The sequence below is a fragment of the Halomonas sp. EF61 genome, assembly GCF_040147045.1.
Taxonomy (GTDB): domain Bacteria; phylum Pseudomonadota; class Gammaproteobacteria; order Pseudomonadales; family Halomonadaceae; genus Halomonas; species Halomonas litopenaei.
The window spans coordinates 1,493,659-1,514,614 of record NZ_JAMSHM010000001.1; the positions used below are offsets into that span (position 1 = coordinate 1,493,659).

Here is a 20,956-nt window from a genome sequence, read left to right on the forward strand (position 1 = left end):
CTGACGGAGCCGGCAGCCGTTGTCGTTGGTATGCCCAAAGTGTACCAGAGTCGGCCCTTGAGGCGAGGGTGCAGCGGGCCGGCAAGGACGGTGCGGCATCAGCCCCTGAAACGAGGGTGGCAGCGGGCGCTTCTGGCAGGCGCGGCAACGGGTCCCGTCGCCGTCGATTTTACTGACGGAGACCGTGCTTTATGATGACGTCATTCATTTAACATGGCGGACGCGGCGATTTGGTCGCAAGCCCGACCAGGGAGAGCAACGTGCAACAGATGTCCAGGCTGCGTATCGCGACGCGCAAGAGCCAGTTGGCCCTATGGCAGGCCGAACATGTTCGCGATCGCCTGATGGCGATTCACCCCGGGCTCGAGGTCGAGCTGGTACCGATGTCGACCCGCGGCGACAAGATTCTCGACACGCCCTTGGCCAAGGTTGGCGGCAAGGGGTTGTTCGTCAAGGAACTCGAGGAGGCGATGCTCGACGGTCGCGCCGATATCGCGGTGCACTCCATGAAGGATGTACCGATGCAGTTTCCCGAGAGTCTCGGACTGTCGGTGATCCTGGAAGGCGCCGAGCCTACCGATGCCTTCGTCTCCAATGACTATGCTCGCTTCGAGGACCTGCCCGAGGGCGCCCGTCTGGGCACCTCCAGCCTGCGCCGCGGACTGCAGATGCGCGAGGCCCGCCCTGACCTCGAGGTCATCAGCCTGCGTGGCAATGTCCAGACTCGCCTGGCCAAGCTCGACGCTGGCGAATTCGACGCCATCCTGCTGGCTACCTCCGGGCTCAAGCGGCTGGGGCTGGGTGAACGTATCGCCCAGGAGCTGCCGCCGGAGATCTGCCTGCCGGCCTGTGGTCAGGGCGCGCTTGGCATCGAATGCCGCATGCACGACACCGAGCTGGTGTCGCTGCTGGCACCGCTCGACGATATCGAGACGGCGACCAGAGTGCGTGCCGAACGGGCCATGAATACACGTCTGGAAGGCGGCTGCCAGGTGCCCATCGGTGGGCACGCCATCTATCAGGACGATGGCAGAACCCTGTGGTTGAGAGCCCTTGTCGGCACGCCCGACGGTTCCCGCGTGCTGCGTGCCGAGGGGCGTGGTTCGGTGGACGAACCCGAGGCGCTGGGGATCCGCGTCGCCGAGCAGCTGCTCGAGCAGGGCGCCGGGGATATCCTGGCCGAGGTCTACGGGCCGCGTTGATGGGCACTCCGGTACTGATCACCCGGCCCGGCGAACGCGCCCAGGCGCTGGCCGAGGCCATCGAAAACAAGGGGTTCAGCACCGAGCGGCTCGAGGTGATGCGACAGGAAACTGTGCCAGAGACGGCAGATGTGCGCTCGGCCTGGCTCGACATCGACCACTTTCATAAGGTGGTAGTCATCAGTCCCGCCGCCGCCGAGCGGTTGGTCGAGGCGCTGGATCGCTACTGGCCACAGCTGCCCCAGGGGCTTGAACTGTACGCCGTCGGGCAGGCCACGGCGATGGTCTTGCACCAGGCGCTGGGGCTAAAGGTGAGGGTGCCTGCCCCCGCCGCCGGAGAAGAGACCAGCGAGGCCTTGCTGGCGCTGGCCTCGCTGCAGCGCCTGGAGCACCAGCGAGTGCTGCTGGTGGCGGGCGAAGGTGGCCGCCCGCTGCTGGGCGACACCCTGGGGCAGAGGGGCGCGCGTGTCACGCGTCTCGAGGTGTATCGACGTCGCCTGATCACTCCCGACGCCGGGGCCAGAACATGGCTCGAACAAGGGGGCTATCAGGCGTTGGTGGTCAGTAGCGGAGAAATCCTTGAACATCTGGCAAGATGGTGTTCAGAGGCCGCCTTTCAACAACCGCTTGTCGTATCCAGCCAGCGGTTGGCTACACTGGCGAAAACGCTGGGATTTCGCATCCCGGTCGTGGCGTCTGGCGCGTCTCCTGCGGCGCTGGCGGCCGCGGTGGCAAGGACCTGCGACCCAGAGGATGGCGAATGAAGATCTCTAAAAGGGCTAGCGACAGATGAGCAACCAACAGCACGATCAGGACGAGCAGCAGACCCCGTCCGCTTCCGGCCAGCAGGGCACAGGAAGCGCGACCTCAGGCACGGACGCCTCGAAGGGCGGCGCGGGCAAGGGGGGCTCCCAGCGGCGGTCGCGGCGTCGCGACAAGAGTGGCAGCAGCTCGACCGGATCCACTTCGTCCAGTGCCAGCGCGGCATCCTCCACACCCGCTGCGGCGACGGGCAGCTCATCGCCTGCCGGCGCCACGGCGTCGAGCGCAGGCACCGCCAAGGCCACGCCGAGTGACGCCGCTCCGGTTGCAGCGAAGGGCACCGCCGGGGACAGTGCCAGCAAGCCCAGCGACGGCAAGCCCAGTGCGAGCAAGCCCGACAACAGCGGCAAGGCCAGTGCCGGCAAGCCCGGCGATGGCAAGCCCAGTGACACCAAGGCCAGTGGCGCCAAAGCTAGTGACAACAAGCCCAGCCCAGCGGCAGGCAAGGGTGGTAACGGTGGGGCTTCTGCCGGCGCCGGCGGTGCCGCGACCTCGTCTTCCGGCGGCTCTGGTGGAGGGAAGGCCGGCGTCGTGGCCCTGGTGCTGGTGCTGATCCTGATCGCCGGCGTGGCCTTTGTCGGCTGGAAGGGCTGGCAGCTGCAGCAGGCCATGTCCGCGCGCATCGACCAGCTCAAGCAGAACAGCCCCAGCGTGGCCGAGGTCCAGGAGCTGTCGTCCCAGCTGGAAAGCGGCCTTGCCGAGCGTCGCGAGACCATGGGCCAGGCGGTGGACGGCATCAAGAGCGACTTCGACGCTTACAAGTCCGACGTCAACCAGACCCTCGATCGGGTACTGGCCGAGCTGTCCAAGGAACAGAACGCCGACGAGCGTGACTGGCTGCACGCCGAGGCCGCCTACCTGCTGCGTCTGGCCAATCAGCGCCTGCAGCTCGAGCGTGACGTCGAAGGTGCTGCGGCGCTGCTGCGCACCGCCGACGCTCGCCTGGAAGAGGCCAACAATCCGGCACTGGTCCCGGTACGCCGCGCCATCGCCGAGGAGCTTGCCGCCCTGCAGACGGTGCCCAAGGTTGACCGGACTGGCCTCTACCTGGCCCTGAACGCCCAGCAGGAGCAGATCGCCGGCCTGCCGCTGGCCCAGGACATCGAGCAGTTCACCGCCGATACCACCATCGAGGAGGCTCCTTCCGGTGCCTGGCAGGAGCAGTTGGCACGGGTCGGTGAAGAGCTCAAGGAGCTGGTGACGGTTCGCCACCACGACCAGGCGCTGGAAGCCCTGATCACCCCGGAGCAGGAGTCCTATCTGCGTCAGAGCCTGCGTCTGGTGCTGGAGCAGTCCCAGCTGGCCCTGCTCAAGGAAGAGACCGGTTTGTACGAGGCCAGCCTCGACAAGGCCATCACCCTGCTCGAAGGCTACTACGACGTCGACGACGAGTCGGTGCAGTCGGTGATCGCTCGTCTGGGCGAGCTCAAGGGCAAGTCCATCCGCCCGGAGCTTCCCGATATCAGCGCTTCCCAGCAGGCGCTGGCCCGGTTCATCGAGCAGCGCTTCGAAGCGGGCGCTTCCGGCCAGGGAGATAACGCATGAGAAAGCTGATCCTGCTCATTGTCGTTGGCCTCGCGCTCGGGGCGCTGTTCGGTCAGCTGATGATGTCGGTGCCCGGCTACTGGCTGGTGCGGGTGGGCGACACCTCCTTCCAGACTTCGTTCTGGTTTGGCCTGGTGATCCTGCTGGCCCTGTTCATGGTGCTGCACTTTGCCCTGCGCGTGCTGTTCCGCCTGAGCCGTCCGGTCAGCCGCTTCAAGGTGTGGAACTCGCGGGCACGCAATCGCACCGCGATGAAGCGCACCGTGCGCGGCCTGGTGGCATTGGCCGAAGGTCGCTGGAAGCGCGCCGAGAAGGCCCTGGTCAAGGCTGCCGATGACTCCAGCACCCCGCTGGTCAACTACCTGTCTGCCGCCCTGGCGGCCCACTACCAGGGCCGCTATGACCAGGCCGACACCCTGCTGAAGCGGGCCCACATCTCCACCGACGGCGCCGATCCGGCGGTAGGCATGATGCAGGCCCAGCTGATGCTGGACCGCCAGCAGTACGAGGAAGCGCTGGCGATCCTGACCCGTCTGGACCGTCATCTGCCGCGCCATCCTCAGGTGCTCAAGCAGCTCAAGGCCGCCTATATCAGCGTCAGCGACTGGGATGGCCTGCGTCGCCTGCTGCCGCGTCTGGCCGACCAGCAGCTGATCGCCCGGGAAGAGCGTGAACAGCTCGAGCTGCAGGCCTACCGCGAGCTGATCCTGCAGGAGACGCGCAATCCCGAGGATATCGAGCGGGTGCGCAACCTGTGGTCCGACATGCCCGAGTACCTGCGCACCAACATCGACCTGCTGGTGCTCTACGTCGAGACGCTGGTGCGCTGCGACGAACAGGTGATCGCCGAGAAACTGCTGCGCCACTCGCTCAAGACCAACTGGGACAGCCGTCTGGTGCTGCGCTATGGCCTGCTTGGGGTAGACGCTTCGCGTCAGCTGGTGACCGCCGAGAAGTGGCTGCAGGAGCGGCCCAATGATCCCGACCTGCTGTTGACCCTGGGTCGCCTGGCGCTGCGCAACGCCTACTGGGGCAAGGCCCAGGAGTACTTCGAGGCGAGCCAGCGTCAACGTCCCAGCGGAGTGGTCTGTGCCGAGCTGGCGCGGCTCTACGCCAACCTGGGCGAGCACAACAAGAGCCAGCTCTACTATCGCCAGAGCGTCGAGCTGCTCGACAAGTCGCTGCCCTCGTTGCCGCAGCCGAGCGACGCTCAGCAGGCCTGAGCCAGGCGTTCGATCTACTAAGCAGTACCCACAAACGCCACGGGCGGGGCTTCGGCCCCGCCCGTGGCGTTTGTGGTCCTGGTGGATGGGTCTCGTGCGCCGCGCCAGCCAAGGGGGCGGCGACGTGGCGTCACCATGCTGAAGGCGAGTACAGGCCCGGTTGCGGCGTGTAGCTGCCGCCACGCCTGTGTCGTCAGAGCTGTGGCGCCAGAGCGTGGCGTCAGGGGTCGGCACCCTGGCGATTCGATCAATAAAAAGGGGCGGCCCGTAGGTCGCCCCAGAAGCGTTGCAGGTAAGGTCTGTCAGTTGCCGTCGGGGTCGTAGTCACCCCTGAACTTGGCGTTGGTCTCGGCATCCTCGCGGGTCTCGTGCTCGCGGGGGGAGTCGATACTGCCGTCCTCGCCGGGCAGCGGTGCGGTATCCCTGGCTTCGCCGGTGGCCACCACATCCTTCTCGACCAGGCGCAGGTTGGCGGCTGGCGCCTGGCCCTGCTTGTCTTCGCCAAAGAAGATCGTGGTGTGCGGGAAGGGGATCTCGATGCCCGCCTCGTCCAGGTGCAGCTTGACCAGACGGTTGTAGGCACGGCCCACCGCCCACTGGTTGCCGGGGGTGGTCTTGATGCGCACCCTGATGTTGACCGAGCTGTCGGCCAGGGCGATGACACCGGCCACCTCGAGGGGTTCGAGGATCTCGGACTTGAGGTCCTCGTCGGAGGACAGTTCGTCGAAGGCGTTGCGCAGGGCGACGATCGCCTCGTCCACGTTCTCGCGGTAGGCGACGCCGTATTCGCCCACATGGTAGCCGAAGCCACGCATGTAGTTGGAGACCACATCGACACTGGAGAACGGCACCAGATGGTAGGTGCCGTGCAGGTCACGGATACCCACCGAGCGGATGCTGAGCTTCTCGGCGGTGCCGGTGATGCCGCCCAGGGTCACCACGTCGCCGGTATTCATGGCGTTTTCCACCTGGATGAAGATACCGGTGATGATGTCCTGCACCAGCTTCTGGGCGCCGAAACCGATGGCCAGACCGAGCACACCGGCACCGGCGATCAGCGGTCCGATGTTGATGCCGATTTCCGACAGCACGATCATCGCCGTCATGGTGACGATGGCGATGGCCAGAGCATTGCGGAACAGCGACAGCAGCGTCTGGGCCCGGGCCGAGGGCATGCCGCGGCCGGTGGTCGGATTCAGCTTGTGTTCGATCAGGCTGGCAAGGCCGATCCAGACCGCCGCGGCGACGATCAGGATGATGGCCACGTTGATCACCTGGCTGACCAGCACGCGACCCGCTTCGGAGGCGTACCAGGTGGCCATGTCGAACACGCCCCAGGCGTTGAGCAGGGCCATGGCGGCGACGATCAGGATCAGCACGTTGAAGGCGCGCAGCATCGTCGGGACATAGGAGTTGAGGCGTGCCTCGAGCAACGGCAGCTTCTTGCGCAGCTCACCGGACAGGGTGATGCGACGACCGATGGCCTGGGCCAGCAGGCGCGACACCAGCATGGCAGCCAGCACGATACCGAGGGTCTTGAGGGTCGCGATCAGCACGAACGGCAGGGCGTCCTCGGGGCGTGTCAGGGTCAGCACCAGAACCACGGTGAAATAGGTGATCGCCAGCAGATGCCAGATGCGGCCGAGCAGGCGCAGCGCGACACGGGAGGCCGACAGGCTGGACCTGACAGCGGCATCGAACAGCCCATCGCGCAGGCGGCTGCGATTGATCAGCACCACGGTGATGGCGTACAGGTAGGCGCCGATCATGATCAGAGCGCCGATGCCCTCACCGACACGGTAAGACAGGTAGGTGTTGATCAACGGGACCACCACCATCAGGCCGTAGCCGGTAAGGCCAATCAGCCGGGCGATCCAGCGATTCCAGTAGGACGCGCTGGGAGCGGTGATGGGCAGCAGTCGCAGGCCCTCGTAGCGTGAGGCGAACAGCATGCGCACGGCCGCCTTCAACAGCTCGATGACCAGGAAGGCATTGAGGAACAGCGACGCCCGGGTCGACAGGCTGCCCGTCTCACCGATGGCGAAGGTGGCGGCCAGGTTGCCGCCGACGTAGGCAAGACCCACCACGGCGGCGTCCACGATCACCGCCAGCACCACGCACAGCACCAGGCGGATGGTGGGGTTGAGGTTCTGACCGTTCTGCGAATATTGGCTCAACCGCGTGAACAGTGGCCTGACCAGACGCCTGATGATCACGAACAGCACAAAGGTCGCCAGAATCACCAGGCCGAGGTTGATCGCCGCCTGGGTGAACAGATCGAAGTTGAGTTCGCCTTCGGTCAGGGCGCCGTCGATCATGCCACCGAAGATGGCGGCGAGATTCTCGAACTGATTGCCGAACTCGCTGACCACGCGGCTGGTCATGTCCGCCAGTTGCTTGGGCAGGGTGGCCTCGGCGGCGCTGTCGACGGCCTGTTCACCGGCGGCCTGGGCCTGCTCGGGGGCGTTTTCCGCCATCTGTCGCAGTTGCTCGATCAGCTGGCTGCGGGCCTGTTCGTTTTCCAGCAGGTCGGCCAGGGTCGAGTAGGCCGGACCGTCACTGGAGGAACCGCCAGAGCCGCTGGCGTCACCGCCCTGCTGGGCGATGGCAGGTCCCGCGAGCAGCACGAGCGCGAGCATCAGCACGCTGAAGAGTCTAGAGCAGAGTCGTGATCGCATCACGCAAACCTTCTCCTTTGATGGGTGGGCCCGTCGGGGCAGAGGGGCGTCCTTGGACGAATCTGTCGCAGGCTAACATGCCCGTTTGCCGCTTGTACGCAATCAAGGATGTACAAAAGTTGTACGGATTGCTAATTCTGTGCCATATTGATCGTGAACGCATCCCATGCGCTTCATCCCTGCTAGGCAAGCACAACTTCGCCGCCCACTCGGGCGGCGTTTTTTTTAGATTTTCAGCACCTTCAGCGTCTTTGATTTCCCGCCTTGCAAGGCTCGGCATTGTCTGTGCCTTGTCGCTTTACGGGCCATCTGCGATCAGCCCGTTTCGCCACGCCGAGGGCGAGGTCCAGCGGTATTGCCACCGGTCACGACATCGACCAGGTATTTGCATACCATGGCGGTTTTGGCCGAGGCGATTCGTGATGGAGTGGTGGACGCTGGCAGCGGTAGCGCTGGGGGGTGCCGCAGGAGGCATGGGGCGACTGTTCGTCAGTCGTCGGGCAGCGGCCGCCTGGGGAGTGCGCTTCCCCTGGGGGACCCTGATCGTCAATCTGCTGGGAGCCTTTGTGATCGGCCTGCTGGCCAGTTGCCTGGTGGCAGGTTCGACCGCGGCACTCATGCTGCTGAGCGGGGTGATGGGCGGCTTCACCACGGTGTCCTCCTTCAGTCTGCAGACTCTGGACCTGATGCGCGAAGGTCGTTATGCAGCGGCCGCGCTCAACGTCTCGTTGACCCTGCTGGCGGGCCTGGCCGCCGTGGTGGCGGGGCTTGCCCTCGGGGGTGGCCTGTGAGGTGTCGGCAGAGGGGAGAAGCATGAGTCAGGCAACAAGCGTCTGGCGGCTCTATCTGGCGGTGGGCCTTGGCAGCGCCCTGGGATCGGTGTGTCGCCTCTTGACCGGCGTCGCGGTCTCGGGCCTGGTGGCGTCGTCCTTTCCCTGGGCGACCCTGCTGGTCAACGTGCTGGGATCCTGGTTGATTGCCCGCTTTGCTACCCATGCGGCCCTGAGCGACAGCCCTCGGCTGGCGAGCCTTCATCCGCTTGTCGTGGCGGGCTTCTGTGGAGGTTTCACCACCTTTTCGCTGTTCAGCCTCGAAGCTGCCCGCCTGGCCACCGGCGGCAGCCCTTGGCTGGCGCTGGCCTATGTGGTGCTGAGCGTGCCGCTATGGCTGGCGGCGGCCTGGGCCGGTGACGTCAGCGCACGGCGGGCCCTGGCCAGAGGCTCGTCCGAGTAGCCCAGACGCTCGTAAGAGTCGTCAAGGCCTCGTCTCGGCAAGCCAGGCGCTCGTGTCAGGCGCTCGTGTCAGGCGCTCACGCCAGGCGCTCACGCCAGGCGCAATCCCGCTATTCCGGCCCCCCGCGAGCCAGCGGAAAGAGGGCCAGACCAGCGCGAGCCAGACCAGCGCGAGCCAGACCAGCGCGAGCCAGACCCGCGCGAGCCAGACCTAGGCGGGCCACCCTGGAGCGCAGACTCCGGGGTGGCCCGTTGGCGATTCTCGATCATTCCTTGTCCGTCGCTGGGTGCCCGCCATGGCGGGCCCGTGCCGAGCACTCGGTGCTCGGCACCTTCCGCCTCCGCCCCGCTTACTTGGCCTTGGCGTCCTTGCCGGCGGGCTTGGCGGTCTTCTTCGCTGCCTTTTCGGCGGCCTTTTCCACGCTCTTGCCGGGCGCCTGGAAGTGCTCCCGCACCAGGCCCAGCAGTCCCTGGGTCGAGGCGTCGAAGTCCTGGCTGCGCTCGTCGATCTTCTCGCTGATCTCGCCGGCGATGCGCTTGCCCAGCTGGACACCCCACTGGTCGAAGGAGTTGATGTTCCAGATCACCCCCTGGACGAACACCTTGTGCTCGTAGAGCGCGATCAGCGCGCCCAGGTTGCGCGGTGTCAGTTCGTCGAGCAGCAGCACGCTGGAGGGGCGGTTGCCGGGGCAGCTGTAGGGGTCCAGGTCGCCGCCCTTGCTGCTGCCTTCCATAAAGGCGTTGGCTTGGGCCAGCATGTTGGTGAGCAGGGCGAAGTGGTGGTCCTCGACACCGGGCTCAGGCTTCAGCGAGGCGATGAAGTCGATGGGCACGTAGCGGGTGCCCTGGTGCAACAGCTGGAAGAAGGCGTGCTGGCCGTTGGAGCCGGTCTGCCCCCACACGATGGGGCCGGTCTTGTAGTCCACCGGGCGACCGAAGATATCGACCGACTTGCCATTGGACTCCATGTCGAGCTGCTGCAGGAAAGCCGGCAGCTGATGCAGGGCCTGGTCGTAGGGCACGATGGCCTGGGTCTCGGCACCGACGAAGTTGATGTACCAGATACCGATCAGCGCCATCAGCACCGGCATGTTCTCGCCGAGCGGGGCGTTCTGGAAGTGCTGGTCCATCTCGTAGGCGCCTTCGAGCATCTCGATGAAGCCTTCATAGCCGATCGCCAGGGCGATGGGCAGGCCGATCGAGGACCACATCGAATAGCGACCGCCGACCCAGGCCCAGAATTCGAACACGTTCTCCTCGCGGATGCCGAACTCCATGGCGGCCTTGCGGTTGGTCGAGGCGGCGATGAAGTGAGCGCCGATGTCGGCGTCATCGCCGGCGTTCTCGACGAACCAGCGCCGTGCGGTGCGGGCGTTGAGCAGCGTCTCCTGGGTGGAAAACGTCTTGGTCGAGACGATGAACAGGGTGGTGGCCGGGTCGAGGCGGCTCAGCACCTTCTGGATATGCGCGCCGTCGACGTTGGAGACGAAGTGGAAGTTCAGGTCCGCCTGGCGGTACTTGAGCAGGGCGCGGCTGGCCATGTTGGGGCCGAGGTCGGAGCCACCGATGCCGATGTTGACCACGTCGCGAATACGCTCGCCGCTGTAGCCCTTCCAGTTGCCACTGCGGACCTCTTCGGAGAAGCGCTTGATCTGCTCGCGGGTGGCGTGGATCTCCGGCATCACGTCCTTGCCATCGGCGATGACCGGGCTGTCACCCAGATTGCGCAGCGCCGTGTGCAGTACCGGCCGGTCCTCGGTGACGTTGATGATGTCGCCGGAGAACATCTGGGCGCGACGCTGGACCAGCGCCGAGTGTTCGGCCAGCTCGACCAGCTTCTCCAGCACCGCGTCGGAGATCTGGTGTTTGGAGTAGTCCAGAAAAAGCCCGCCCACGCGCAGGCTCATCTTGTCGAACCTCTTCGGATCCTTGGCAAAGTAGTCGCGAATCCGGTCGTCGGCGGTCTCGTCGCGAAGCTTCAACAGCGACTGCCAGGTCACGCTTCGGGTCAGCTGGAACACGGGAGAATCCTCGATATTGGTCAGTTGTTATCGCTGCGAGAGGAAATCCAGGCGTTGGCATCCGGGATCTGCATCTCGTAGTCCTGGCCGAGCCAGGGCGAGCTCATCATGAAGTCGGCGCTGGAGGGGTTGCAGGCCACCGGCACATTCCACAGGGCGGCCAGGCGCAGCAGCGCCTTGACGTCCGGGTCGTGGGGCTGGGGGGCGAAGGGGTCCCAGAAGAAGATCAGCAGGTCGAGTCGTTGCTCGGTGATGCGAGCACCGATCTGCTGGTCGCCTCCCAGCGGACCGCTCATCAGGCCTTCCACCTCCAGCCCCAGGGTGCGACTGAGCCGCGCGGCGGTGGTGCCGGTGCCGAGCAGCTGGTGAGCGATCAGGGTGTCCTTCCAGCGGGAGGCCCACTCCATCAGTTCCTGCTTCTTGCCGTCGTGGGCGACCAGGGCGATGCGCTTGCGAGCCGGCAGAATGCGGCTGACTTCCTTGGCGGGTTGGGGCATGGGGCCTCCGGGATAAAAGGCGGGGTGAATGGTGTCACCGGGATGAGGGATACCTTAGAGCGTTGAAGGTAATATTACTACGGCCTGACGATGCGACTAAGGTCTAGCGCGGGCCTTCATAGAGAAGGCGTGGGCAGTAAGTTGTCGAAATTTCGTGCTTATTAGAGTGTCCTTCATCAATGTTTTTGGAGAAATGTTGTAAGTTTAACAAAATAGTGCTTGAGTCCCGGCGCTGTCTGTACCACATTGGTGCCCACTGACGACGTCCTTGCGGGGGATTTGCATCTGTAGTGAATCCGCCTACCGTCGACTCACCAGCTTTCACGCAAGAACGCTTTCGCCGCTCAGGGGGATATTCGCTATGACGCTCAAGGTTGCCATCAACGGTTTCGGACGTATCGGTCGCAACGTGCTGCGCGCACTGTACGAGAACGGCTACCGGGACCGGATTGAGGTCGTTGCCATCAACGATCTCGGTGATCCTTCGCTCAACGCCCACCTGCTGCGCCATGACACCGCTCACGGTCACTTTCCCTTCAAGGTAGAACATGACGAGGAGAGTCTGAGCGTCGATGGCGACCGTATCGCTATTCTGTCCGAGCGTGACCCGGCCAGCCTGCCCTGGGCGAAGCTCGGCGTGGACATCGTGATGGAGTGCACGGGCCTGTTCACCACGCGCGCCGACGCCGGCAAGCACGTCGAGGCCGGTGCCGCCAAGGTGCTGGTCTCCGCGCCTAGCCCCGACGGCGACGCCACCATCGTGTTCGGCGTCAACGACGGCGTGCTCAAGGCCAGCGATACCATCGTCTCCAACGGCTCCTGCACCACCAACTGCCTGGCGCCGGTGGCCAAGGCGCTCAACGACGCCGTCGGTATCGAGAATGGCCTGATGACCACGGTCCATGCCTACACCAACGACCAGAACCTGTCTGACGTGTACCACAAGGACCCGTACCGCGCGCGTAGCGCCACCCACTCCATGATCCCGACCAAGACCGGCGCTGCCGCTGCCGTGGGCAAGGTGCTGCCGGAGCTCAACGGCAAGCTGGATGGCCTGGCCGTGCGCGTGCCGGTGATCAACGTCTCGCTGGTGGATCTGGTGTTCAACGCCTCGCGCGACACCACCAAGGAAGAGATCAACGAGATCGTGGCCAAGGCGGCGGAGAATTCTCCGGTGCTCAACGTCAACGCTCAGCCGCTGGTGTCCATCGACTTCAACCACGATCCGGCCTCCTCGACCTTCGACGCCAACCACACCCGCGTCAACGGTCGCCTGGTCAAGGTCATGGCCTGGTACGACAACGAGTGGGGCTTCTCCAACCGTATGCTGGATACCGCCCTGGCCATGCAGGCCGCCAAGTAAGCCAATAGCCCCCGCCCGCTGCCATCGGCGGGCCTGGTGTGGCACTCTGATGGTCGGGGCGATTCGCCGCCCTCATCATTGGTACAGACGCCGAAGCAGTCACTGCTTCGGCGTCTTTGCGCGCAAGGAATGCCATGCTGCCCGAATACTCCTGGCTCGCCTGGGGCCTGATCATCCTCTCCACCTACCTGACCGGCATCTCCAAGGGCGGCTTCGCCGGGGGCTTCGGTACCCTGTCGGTGCCGCTGATGGCGCTTGCGATAGATCCCATCGCCGCCGCTGGCCTGTTATTGCCCTTGCTGCTGGTGATGGACGTTCTGGCGGTCAAGGCCTGGTGGGGGCACCAGGATATGGCTGAGGTGAAGCGATTGATCCCCGGCATGGCGATCGGCGTGGTGGTGGCTACCCTGGTGGCGGGCAGCCTCGACGAGGACCACGTCAGGCTGCTGCTGGGGGTGATCTCGCTGTTGTTTGTCGCCTACATGATCGTGAAGCCGGCGGCCTCCAGGCCGATCGCCTCTTTCTGGGCCTGGCCCGCGGGCATCGCCACCGGTATCACCAGCTTTATCGCCCACGCCGGCGCCCCGCCGATGAACCTCTACCTGGTGCCCAGGCGCCTGCCCAAGACCACCTTCATCGCCACCACCACATTGGTGTTCGCCGCGGTCAATACCATGAAGCTGCCGCCTTACCTGTGGCTTGGCGAGATCAACCTGACCAGTATCTGGGCGTCGCTGGCGCTGGTGCCGGTGGCCTGGTTCGGCATCAGGTCCGGCCTGTGGCTGCAGCACCGGGTCAACGAGCGGTTGTTCTACCGGCTGGTGATACTGGCCATGGCGGTGGTCGGGGTACAGTTGATCATCAAGGCGCTCGCCTAGGGCTCGCCTGAAAAGTGCCTGCGCTCGGTAATACGGCGTTAAAAATCGGCTGGTGCGCCAGCCCGGTCAAAATGCTCATTTACACCCTGTAAACTGCGCTTTCTCACCGATTTTTGCCTTGTCTAACCTTCGCTCGTCGACTTTTCGGACAGAGCCGAGCGACGGGCTGTAGCGGGCTCACGCCGACATGAAGTCGTTCCAGCGCCGCACCAGATAGTTGTGCTCGTCCATGACCGTGTTCCACACCGCGATGCGGCTCATGCGCGTCATGTAGTCGCCGCCGTCGCGTACCTCACCCTTGTGGATCATGCCGCAGGGGCCTGACGGTCCGGCGAGTTCCTCCGCCGCGGGCTTGCCGGCGTACCAGTAGTCCCATTCCGCCGCAGACAGGTGAGGGCGGGTCAATTCCGGGGTCGAGATGTAGTAGCCCTGTCGTGCCATGACGGCGCCGGGCCAGCCCGAGATCCACCAGTTGAGATACTCATAGGCGGCGTCCAGGCTGCGGCCTTCGATGCTGCGTGACAGCGACATGCCGCCGTACCAGGCGCGATAGCCTTCCCTTGGTGCGGCCATGCGCACCTTGAGCTGGCGCTGCTTGAGGTCGGTCATCGCCGGTGACCACAGGCTCTCGATGCCGACGCGACCGCGCAGCATGTCCGAAGAGGCCTGGTCCTGGTTGCTCCAGAAGGTGCGGAAGTGCTGAGCCCGCTTGAGCTCGATCAGGCAGTCGATCAGGCAGTCGATCTCAGCGACGCTCAGGTTGCCCAGGTCCTCGAACTGCACCAGGCCCGCGGCCTTGGCGGCAAGCGCTGCGTCGATGGCGCCGATGGCGCTGTCGTTCTGCAGGCTGACCATGCCGCGCCAGCGCGGGTCCAAAAGCCAGCCCCAGCTTTCCTGCTCGCTGTCGAGGCCGTGGGGCAGCATGTCCAGGCGGTATCCGAAGCTGTCCACGTTGTGGCTGACCGGCAGCATGGTGATGCGCTCGCTGGGACGGGCGCCACAGCTGCCGTCGGCCTGGATATAGAGCCGGTCGACCGGATTACCGCCGGCACCGAGCGGCGCGTGGGGCGTCAGTCGGCCGGTCTTCGGCAGGTCGTTGATCGCATCCCAGTGGTGGATGCGCGAAAGCTCGATGGGCTGGATGGCCCCGGCCGGCCACACGAAATCGACGTTGTGAAACCACTGGTCGTAGATGTCGAAGCTGTCCGGCGCCAGCACTCCCGCACGCTGTGCCGCCACCCCGTCCATGACGGTGAATTCCAGGCGCAGGCCCAGGTCCTCGCGAGCGCGCTGGCGAATGCTTTCCAGCAGTGTCACCGAGGTGCCCAGCACCCGCAGGGTGACCGGACTGCGCTGGACAAAGGGGGCGCTGGGCTTGGCGGTGTCAGGCATGCAGGATCCTTGGGCTGGGATGGTCGCTGACCTTGTCCATGAAGGTCGCAAGCGATTGTGTCACGCGCTCGGCGTCGATGTCCCGAGTGATGAAGATCAGCTCCGAGCGGCGGTCGTCCGAAGGCCAGGCCTCCACGTGCTCCGGCGGGTGGATGGTGTGCTGGACACCGTGGAGTATCACCGGTCGATCGTCGCCCTGGACGTGGAGCACGCCCTTGACCCTGAGGATATCGCTGCCATGGCGGTTGAGCAGCATCGACAGCCAGATGCCGAGGCAGGTCCAGTCGACCTCGCCCTCGAGGCCGAGGCGGAAGGAGCGAATGTCGCCGAGATGGTCCGGATCATGCTGAGGTGGCTTGCGCCAGGGGCCGAGCCAGGACTTCACCTGGCCGGGGGTGAAACGCTGCAGGTGCGGTCCGCTGGCGAACAGTTCATCACTGGGCTGACGTAGCGCCTCGGCGCCCAGCCGCTGGGCTGCCGGGTTGATCGTATCCAGCATGGCCTCGAGCCCTGCCAGGGTGTCTTCCTCGACCAGGTCGGCCTTGCTGATCACCAGCTTGTCGGCCACCGCCACCTGGGCCTCCCAGACGGGGTGCTGGGCGCGACTGTCGACGGCGTTGAGCGCGTCGACCAGGGTCAGGTTGGTGCCGGGGCGCAGGTGGTGGCGCAGTACCGGGTCGGCGGTGATGGTCGAGGCGATCGGGCCCGGATCGGCGAGTCCGGTGGTTTCCAGCACGATCCGCTTGAACGCCGGGATCTCGCCGTCCTGGCGTCGGGACAGCAGGCGTCTGAGCGCCTCTGACAGTTCGCCGCGGATGGTGCAGCAGACGCAGCCGCTGGACAGCAGCACGGCATCCTCGGCGATCTCGCCGAGCAGGCGGTCGTCGAGACCGACGTCGCCGAACTCGTTGATCAGTACCGCACTGTCGCCGAAGGCTTCGCTGGCCAGCACCGACTTGAGCAGGGTGGTCTTGCCGGCGCCCAGAAAGCCCGAGATCACGTGCACCGGCACCAGGGGTGTCGTCTCGTTCATGGTGGTGTCCTCGTCGTGGCGGTCTGGCGTCATTGCAGCGAGGCCAGGAAGGCGGGATCGAGCGGGTCGAGTTCATGACCGCCCATGCGTTCTGCCTGCAGCCATACGCCGCCCAGATCCTGCACGATCTCGCGCTTGCCGGTGGCGGTGGCGAGCACGAAGCTCGCTGCCTGGAAGTCCTCGATGGTGATCCGGCGGGGGCTCAGCACGCGATTGATCAGGGTGACCCGGTAGGCGCGGGCGCGCCTGCGCGCGAAGTGGGCCTGCTCGGGGTCCTCGATGTTGGTGCTCCAGTGGCTTTCGCCGCCGAGTGCGCCGCACAGTCCGCACATGCCAACCTCCGATGGCGCCGTCGGCGCCGAATGAATGTGAGTTACGCCGTCAGCGCCGAGCTGGCGCCAAGGGCCACCCGCAGCAGCGCTTCGTCCTCGCCGCAGGGGCCGCTCAGCTGCAGGCTGGTGTGCTGGCGGTCGTCGTCGCGCCCGCTGGGCAGCGCCACCGCCGGCGAGTCGAGCAGGCTCGCCACCATACTCAGGCGTAGCGTCGCCAGATTGACCTCGGCGAAGTGCTCGGGGTCGGCTTCCAGCGGCGCGAGCAAGGGCGCCACATGCGCTACCGTGGGCGTCAGCAGGGTCGCGCCCGCGAGCTCCTCGCGCAGCCGCGTCTTGAGCGCCTGGCGCAGGCGGTACAGGCTGACCACGCTGTCCGGGGCCATCTGGCGGGCGGCCTCCAGGCGCTTGCGTACCCTGGGGTCCATGGCCTCGGCATCGGGGCCTTCCAGCAGGGCGCGGTACTCGGTGTAGGCCTCCGCCGCGCCCAGCCAGCCGTGGCGGGTGATGGCCTCCAGGGTGTCGGCGAAGCTCGCCACGCGGCGACGGAGGATGTGGAAGCCGGCGTCCTCGAGGCGGCTGGCGCAGGCCTCCAGATTGTCGCCCACGGCGCGGGATATCCTCGGGTCGTCGAGGCAGCCTGCATCGAGCACGATCACCGACTGTTCGGGCACGGCGGCGGCACGAACCAGCGGCGCGCTGCTGCGCATCGTGTCGTCGATGGCCAGGCAGTCCTCGAGGGTGCTGGCGATGACGCCGATGGTGTCCAGGCTGTCGGCCAGCGGCGTCACTCCCTGGCGCGAGTGGCGGGCCTGGGAAGGACGATAGGACACCAGCCCATTGAAGGCCGCGGGGACGCGCAGCGATCCGGCGGTGTCGGTGCCGATGGCGGCCGGCACGATGCCTTGGGCGACCGCCACCGCGGAGCCGGAGCTGGACCCGCCGGGAGCCCTGGGCTCGTTCTCGTTTCTGCTTTCGTGCTCGCTCGAGGTGGGGGGAGGGGTATGGTGCGGCGTACCGTAGTGGGGGTTGAGGCCAAGCCCCGAGTAGGCGATCTCGGTGAGGTTGGTCTTGCCGATGCAGACCATGCCCGCGCCGGCTGTGTGGCGTACCGCCTCGGCGTCGCGCTCGGCCGGCGTCTTGCCCAGCACCTTGCCGCCGGCGGTGGTGGCGGTACCGGCGATGTCGAACAGATCCTTCCAGGCCAGCGGCACGCCGTCCAGCGGCCCGCGCAGGGTGCCCGAGCGCTGACGCTGGGCACAGGCCTCGGCCTCTACAAGGGCGCGTTGTTCGGTCAGCGAGATAAAGACGCCGTCACTGTCGGCGGCCCGGGTCAGGCATTGGCGGGTCAACGCGACCGGATCGAGTTCGCCGCGTCGGATGGCCTCGCCGATGGCCAGGGCGGTGAAGGGTTGTGCAGGCATGCACGTCTCCTGTAGCGGGTGGTGGGCGCCGCCGCGGGCGGCGCCAGACGACGACTCAGCGATCCTCGCGCTTGAGCGCGGAGTCGGGGATGTCACCGGTTTCCAGGCGTTCGAAGCGTCCCTTTTCGGTGTAGACCCAGTTGCGGCCCACCGAGGTGGCGAGGAATCGGTCGTCGTAGCCGGAGGTGATCTCCTCCTGAGGATAGCGCCGCAGCACCCAGGCTTTCATCAGTACGATATAGACCACCAGGGCCGAGCCGAAGCCTACCGCGTAGGCGTACTCGAGGAAGATCAGCGCCAGGCCACCGCCGATGATCCAGGCGATGAGGCCGGCGGGGTTGAAGCCGCCGCTGAAGCGGAACTGGCCGTTGGGATCGTACAGCGCCGGAACGTTGAGGCGACGCCGACGCAGCAGGTAGTAGTCGGCCACCATGATGCCGCCCACCGCCGACAGCACGGCGCCGTAGTAGCTGAGGAAGGTGAACAGGTTGTTGAGGATCAGCCAGGGCATCGAGGCGGTGCCGATGATGCCGGCGATGACCAGGGCGACCGGGTAGCTGACCCTTGGCGCGCCGGCGTTGACGAAGGTCAGCGCCGCCGGGATCAGGTTGGCCGCGTTGTTGGTCGACCACTGGGCCAGGATCACCATCGCCAGCAGTGCGATCAGGGTGAGGCCGCCGCCCTGTCCCTGGATGACGGTGACCGGATTCCAGTCACCGGCGGCGATGAAGGACACGCCGCCGATCAGCGCGATCCAGGCCTGGGTGGCCGGCAGCGCCAGAAACTGGGCGACGAAGACGTTCTTGTTGCGCTGAAAGAAGCTACGCTCGCCACCTTTTGTCTTGAGGAAGCGGGTCAGGTTGGGGATATCCACCGCCAGCGCCGACCAGAACGCCATGTTGGCGAAAAACAGGCCGAGCGCGGCCACGTTCTGGTCGCCGACGAAGGTCCAGATATTGATGCCCTGGGTCTCGGCAAGCACGTCGAGGGTGAAGTACATCCACACCGAGATGGCCACGATGCAAGGGGCGGCGATCGACGCCAGCAGCTCCACCGCGCGGATGCCCAGGGCGGTGTTGACGATCTGGACCACGGCAAACAGCACATACCACAGGATCCAGTTGTCCAGGCCCCACAGGTACTCGACGATGCCGTTCAGGGCCAGCGCACCCAGATAGGTCTGCACGCCGAACCAGATGGCCGCCACTACCCCGCGAGACACCGCCGGCAGGTGGGTGCCCTTGAGCCCGAAGGGGGCGCGCAGGTAGACCGCGAACGACAGTCCATGTTCGGTACCGATGTCGGCGGTCAGGCTCATCACCACGCCGAGTACCAGATTGGCCAGAAAGATGATGGCGACGACCTGAATCAGCGGAAGGCCCGCGACCCCGCCGGCACCCAGTTGGAAGGTGGCGATGATCACCGCCATGCCGATCCACAGCCAGATGAAACCGAAAAAGCCGATGGTGCGTTGATTCAGCCAGACCGGCAGGATCGCCGCTTCCAGCAGGTGGTCGCCGCTGTCGCGGGCTGCCGCCGAAGTGGCGGGGGTGGGGGCGTCTTGTGGTGTGGCCACGGGAGCGCTCCTTGAATGTCGTTGGTTGTTGTTGGAGGCGATAGCGACGTCGGACGAAGAGATATCTCCGTTTCGCATAAATGCAGTATGGATACAAAAATCATTTTTTGGCAAGGGCGCCCTGCGCCTTAAGCCGCATAGGGGCCGAGGACAATCTGTAATAGGCTGTTTTCCGGTTAAAAGGCCTTTTCCTGTTCGTGCAGACGGGCATAGATCTTGTGAAGTTGGCAACAAACGTCATTTCCGAGTGGCTCGAAAGGGTCCTGAAGAGGTGTCAAGATGGGCGCTTGTTGCCCGGCTGCCGGGCCTTGGATCGTGGCTGCCGGACATCGGTGGCGTGTAAGCGAGAGGTCAGGTGATTGGACGTCAGGGAGGAACGGGTGCTGAGTACGCCAGCTAGGTCGAGGCAGGAGGGCAGTCGCGCCCCCCGCTACGCGCTGATCCAGGATTCACTGCGAGAAGCCATCGAGTCGGGGCGGGTGCCGCCCAATCAGGTGTTGCTGGAAGGGCCTATCGCACGGCTGTTCGGCACCAGTCGTGGGCCGGTGCGCAAGGCGCTGGAGCTTTTGCACCAGCAGGGCCTGATCAGCCGCTTTGAAGGGCGCGGCTTTCTGGCGACACCCGATCCCGAGGCGGTGGAGCCGGCGCGGGAGGCGCTGACCCCTGAGCGTCTTGGTCTTGGTATCGATGAGTCACCGGTGGTGGATACCCGTCCGGCGGCCGAGCGTATCCACGCCGAGGTCGAGGAGGCGGTGGCCACCTGCCTGGCGTTTGGTCACTTCCGCATCGTCGAGACCAGCCTCAGCGACTACTACGGTGTCAGTCGCACCGTGGCGCGAGAGGTGCTGGGACGGCTGCGCAGCCAACGGCTGATCGAGAAGGATCGCCACTCCCATTGGCTGGCGGGGCCGCTGACCGCCCAGGCGGTGGCCGAGGACTACGAGATTCGAGTGCTGCTGGAGCCGGCGGCGCTCAAGGCCTCTGGCCCGCTGGTCGAACGGGAGGAACTCGAGGTAATGCGCGACCGGGTGCAGCGACTGATCGACCACCCCGAGCAGCAGTCTGCCGCGACCATCGCTCGATTGGAACGTGACCTGCACCAGGGTTGCCTGCGCCACTACCGCAATCGCAAGGCCGGCGAGATGATTGCCCAGAGCCAGTTGCCGGTCATCGTCAATCGCATGTTCTTCCAGACGCTGGGGGTTCCTCGGGACGAGCCCCTGTTGATGGAGCACAAGCTGGTGATCGATCACCTGCTGTTTGGCGCCTTCGACGCCGCCGCCTCGAGTCTGCAGTCCCACCTCCAGGCGGCTGCCGAGCGTACCCGCCGTCGGCTCAAGGTGCTGTCGGTGTTCCCCGAACCCGACCTTCCCCGCTACCTTCAGCGTATCGTCTGATGCTAGCGCAGGGCGCAAGGCGAGCATCGGCGCCGCCTTGCCCTCCGTCCTCTGCATGTTCCTTTGTTTCTGGTCTCTTGCCTTTTGCGGCCTTTCCTCAAGTCTTGCGGTCGGCCTGCCCCAGGCCGGCGTGCTGTCCTGTCCTGCCCCCCCCCCTGGTCTAGAAATAAAAAATGTCAGTTGGATACCGCGCCCATAAAAAATGACGTTTTATTCGATCGGCATTTTTAGGGCTCGTCTGTTCTCACCTATTGGTCGAAGAAGGTTTGCACTTTTGGCTGTTGCTGAAAGCCTGAATGGTCGGCCTTGTATCGCCAGTCCTGCCTGTAACCGGGCTTTGGCCG

General features: G+C 65.4%; 17 protein-coding genes. 9 read left to right on the forward strand and 8 right to left on the reverse strand.

The genetic code is table 11. The features are described 5' to 3' along the window. The first annotated feature begins 269 nt into the window (after positions 1-269). From hemC to NFI08_RS06560, 4 genes are read left to right on the forward strand one after another with little or no spacing between them, the layout of a single operon-like run. Complete coding sequence (gene hemC, locus NFI08_RS06545) at positions 270-1,202, forward strand: hydroxymethylbilane synthase (RefSeq protein ID WP_045993946.1); 933 nt, start codon at positions 270-272, stop codon at positions 1,200-1,202. Beyond that, entirely contained in the window at positions 1,202-1,966 is a 765-nt protein-coding gene (locus NFI08_RS06550) for a uroporphyrinogen-III synthase (protein ID WP_349588131.1), read from the forward strand. Before hemC ends, NFI08_RS06550 begins: the two co-directional genes overlap by 1 nt. A gap of 25 nt (positions 1,967-1,991) precedes the next feature. Then, the gene (locus tag NFI08_RS06555; RefSeq protein ID WP_349588134.1) at positions 1,992-3,569 is read left to right on the forward strand and encodes a uroporphyrinogen-III C-methyltransferase; all 1,578 of its coding nucleotides are present in this window, start codon (positions 1,992-1,994) and stop codon (positions 3,567-3,569) included. Beyond that, positions 3,566-4,792 carry a heme biosynthesis HemY N-terminal domain-containing protein gene (locus NFI08_RS06560; RefSeq protein WP_045993949.1) on the forward strand — a complete coding sequence of 409 codons (1,227 nt, stop codon included), beginning with the start codon at positions 3,566-3,568 and terminating at the stop codon, positions 4,790-4,792. The genes NFI08_RS06555 and NFI08_RS06560 overlap by 4 nt, the downstream gene beginning before the upstream one ends. A gap of 302 nt (positions 4,793-5,094) precedes the next feature. Here NFI08_RS06560 and ybiO read toward each other — a convergent pair whose 3' ends face one another. After that, positions 5,095-7,470, reverse strand: a complete 2,376-nt coding sequence (ybiO, locus tag NFI08_RS06565; RefSeq protein ID WP_045993124.1) for a mechanosensitive channel protein — start codon at positions 7,468-7,470, stop codon at positions 5,095-5,097. A 422-nt stretch (positions 7,471-7,892) separates the two neighbouring features. On the opposite strand from ybiO, the gene crcB reads away from it, so the two are divergent. Both crcB and NFI08_RS06575 read left to right on the forward strand, forming a co-directional pair. Continuing rightward, entirely contained in the window at positions 7,893-8,261 is a 369-nt protein-coding gene (crcB, locus tag NFI08_RS06570; protein ID WP_349588139.1) for a fluoride efflux transporter CrcB, read from the forward strand. A gap of 22 nt (positions 8,262-8,283) precedes the next feature. Beyond that, entirely contained in the window at positions 8,284-8,703 is a 420-nt protein-coding gene (locus NFI08_RS06575) for a fluoride efflux transporter FluC (protein WP_349588142.1), read from the forward strand. Positions 8,704-9,052: 349 nt separating this feature from the next. Here NFI08_RS06575 and pgi read toward each other — a convergent pair whose 3' ends face one another. Both pgi and NFI08_RS06585 read right to left on the reverse strand, forming a co-directional pair. Then, positions 9,053-10,723 (reverse strand): glucose-6-phosphate isomerase, encoded by a 1,671-nt coding sequence (gene pgi, locus NFI08_RS06580; protein ID WP_045993127.1) that lies wholly within the window; start codon positions 10,721-10,723, stop codon positions 9,053-9,055. Positions 10,724-10,743: 20 nt separating this feature from the next. Next, positions 10,744-11,220 (reverse strand): methylglyoxal synthase, encoded by a 477-nt coding sequence (locus tag NFI08_RS06585; RefSeq protein ID WP_108131858.1) that lies wholly within the window; start codon positions 11,218-11,220, stop codon positions 10,744-10,746. 361 nt (positions 11,221-11,581) lie between these two features. Between NFI08_RS06585 and gap the strand changes: the two genes are divergently transcribed. Both gap and NFI08_RS06595 read left to right on the forward strand, forming a co-directional pair. Continuing rightward, positions 11,582-12,583: a type I glyceraldehyde-3-phosphate dehydrogenase gene (gap, locus tag NFI08_RS06590; protein WP_045993129.1), complete on the forward strand. Its 1,002-nt coding sequence runs from the start codon at positions 11,582-11,584 to the stop codon at positions 12,581-12,583. Positions 12,584-12,717: 134 nt separating this feature from the next. Further along, entirely contained in the window at positions 12,718-13,461 is a 744-nt protein-coding gene (locus NFI08_RS06595) for a sulfite exporter TauE/SafE family protein (RefSeq protein WP_045993130.1), read from the forward strand. A gap of 177 nt (positions 13,462-13,638) precedes the next feature. Here the strand turns inward: NFI08_RS06595 and NFI08_RS06600 are convergent, their stop codons facing one another. The 5 genes from NFI08_RS06600 to NFI08_RS06620 are packed head-to-tail and all read right to left on the reverse strand — an operon-like array spanning position 13,639 to position 19,215. Continuing rightward, complete coding sequence (locus NFI08_RS06600) at positions 13,639-14,853, reverse strand: ABC transporter substrate-binding protein (RefSeq protein WP_045993131.1); 1,215 nt, start codon at positions 14,851-14,853, stop codon at positions 13,639-13,641. After that, entirely contained in the window at positions 14,846-15,886 is a 1,041-nt protein-coding gene (locus NFI08_RS06605) for a CobW family GTP-binding protein (protein ID WP_349588149.1), read from the reverse strand. The genes NFI08_RS06600 and NFI08_RS06605 overlap by 8 nt, the downstream gene beginning before the upstream one ends. Before the next feature lie 29 nt (positions 15,887-15,915). Beyond that, positions 15,916-16,218 (reverse strand): hypothetical protein, encoded by a 303-nt coding sequence (locus NFI08_RS06610; RefSeq protein WP_045993133.1) that lies wholly within the window; start codon positions 16,216-16,218, stop codon positions 15,916-15,918. Between the two features lie 41 nt (positions 16,219-16,259). Further along, positions 16,260-17,639 (reverse strand): amidase family protein, encoded by a 1,380-nt coding sequence (locus NFI08_RS06615; protein ID WP_349588152.1) that lies wholly within the window; start codon positions 17,637-17,639, stop codon positions 16,260-16,262. A gap of 55 nt (positions 17,640-17,694) precedes the next feature. Continuing rightward, positions 17,695-19,215 (reverse strand): NCS1 family transporter, encoded by a 1,521-nt coding sequence (locus NFI08_RS06620; protein ID WP_231498543.1) that lies wholly within the window; start codon positions 19,213-19,215, stop codon positions 17,695-17,697. A gap of 380 nt (positions 19,216-19,595) precedes the next feature. Here NFI08_RS06620 and NFI08_RS06625 point away from each other — a divergent pair, with 380 nt between their 5' ends. After that, entirely contained in the window at positions 19,596-20,612 is a 1,017-nt protein-coding gene (locus tag NFI08_RS06625; RefSeq protein ID WP_349588155.1) for a GntR family transcriptional regulator, read from the forward strand. Positions 20,613-20,956 lie beyond the last annotated feature (344 nt).

Excerpts from the sequence above, each read along its gene's own strand:
- hemC (WP_045993946.1), top strand. The coding sequence starts at position 270 with ATGTCCAGGCTGCGTATCGCGACGCGCAAGAGCCAGTTGGCCCTATGG.
- NFI08_RS06550 (WP_349588131.1), top strand. The coding sequence starts at position 1,202 with ATGGGCACTCCGGTACTGATCACCCGGCCCGGCGAACGCGCCCAGGCG.
- NFI08_RS06555 (WP_349588134.1), top strand. The coding sequence starts at position 1,992 with ATGAGCAACCAACAGCACGATCAGGACGAGCAGCAGACCCCGTCCGCT.
- NFI08_RS06560 (WP_045993949.1), top strand. The coding sequence starts at position 3,566 with ATGAGAAAGCTGATCCTGCTCATTGTCGTTGGCCTCGCGCTCGGGGCG.
- ybiO (WP_045993124.1), bottom strand. The coding sequence starts at position 7,470 with ATGCGATCACGACTCTGCTCTAGACTCTTCAGCGTGCTGATGCTCGCG.
- crcB (WP_349588139.1), top strand. The coding sequence starts at position 7,893 with ATGGAGTGGTGGACGCTGGCAGCGGTAGCGCTGGGGGGTGCCGCAGGA.
- NFI08_RS06575 (WP_349588142.1), top strand. The coding sequence starts at position 8,284 with ATGAGTCAGGCAACAAGCGTCTGGCGGCTCTATCTGGCGGTGGGCCTT.
- NFI08_RS06585 (WP_108131858.1), bottom strand. The coding sequence starts at position 11,220 with ATGCCCCAACCCGCCAAGGAAGTCAGCCGCATTCTGCCGGCTCGCAAG.
- gap (WP_045993129.1), top strand. The coding sequence starts at position 11,582 with ATGACGCTCAAGGTTGCCATCAACGGTTTCGGACGTATCGGTCGCAAC.
- NFI08_RS06595 (WP_045993130.1), top strand. The coding sequence starts at position 12,718 with ATGCTGCCCGAATACTCCTGGCTCGCCTGGGGCCTGATCATCCTCTCC.
- NFI08_RS06600 (WP_045993131.1), bottom strand. The coding sequence starts at position 14,853 with ATGCCTGACACCGCCAAGCCCAGCGCCCCCTTTGTCCAGCGCAGTCCG.
- NFI08_RS06605 (WP_349588149.1), bottom strand. The coding sequence starts at position 15,886 with ATGAACGAGACGACACCCCTGGTGCCGGTGCACGTGATCTCGGGCTTT.
- NFI08_RS06610 (WP_045993133.1), bottom strand. The coding sequence starts at position 16,218 with ATGTGCGGACTGTGCGGCGCACTCGGCGGCGAAAGCCACTGGAGCACC.
- NFI08_RS06615 (WP_349588152.1), bottom strand. The coding sequence starts at position 17,639 with ATGCCTGCACAACCCTTCACCGCCCTGGCCATCGGCGAGGCCATCCGA.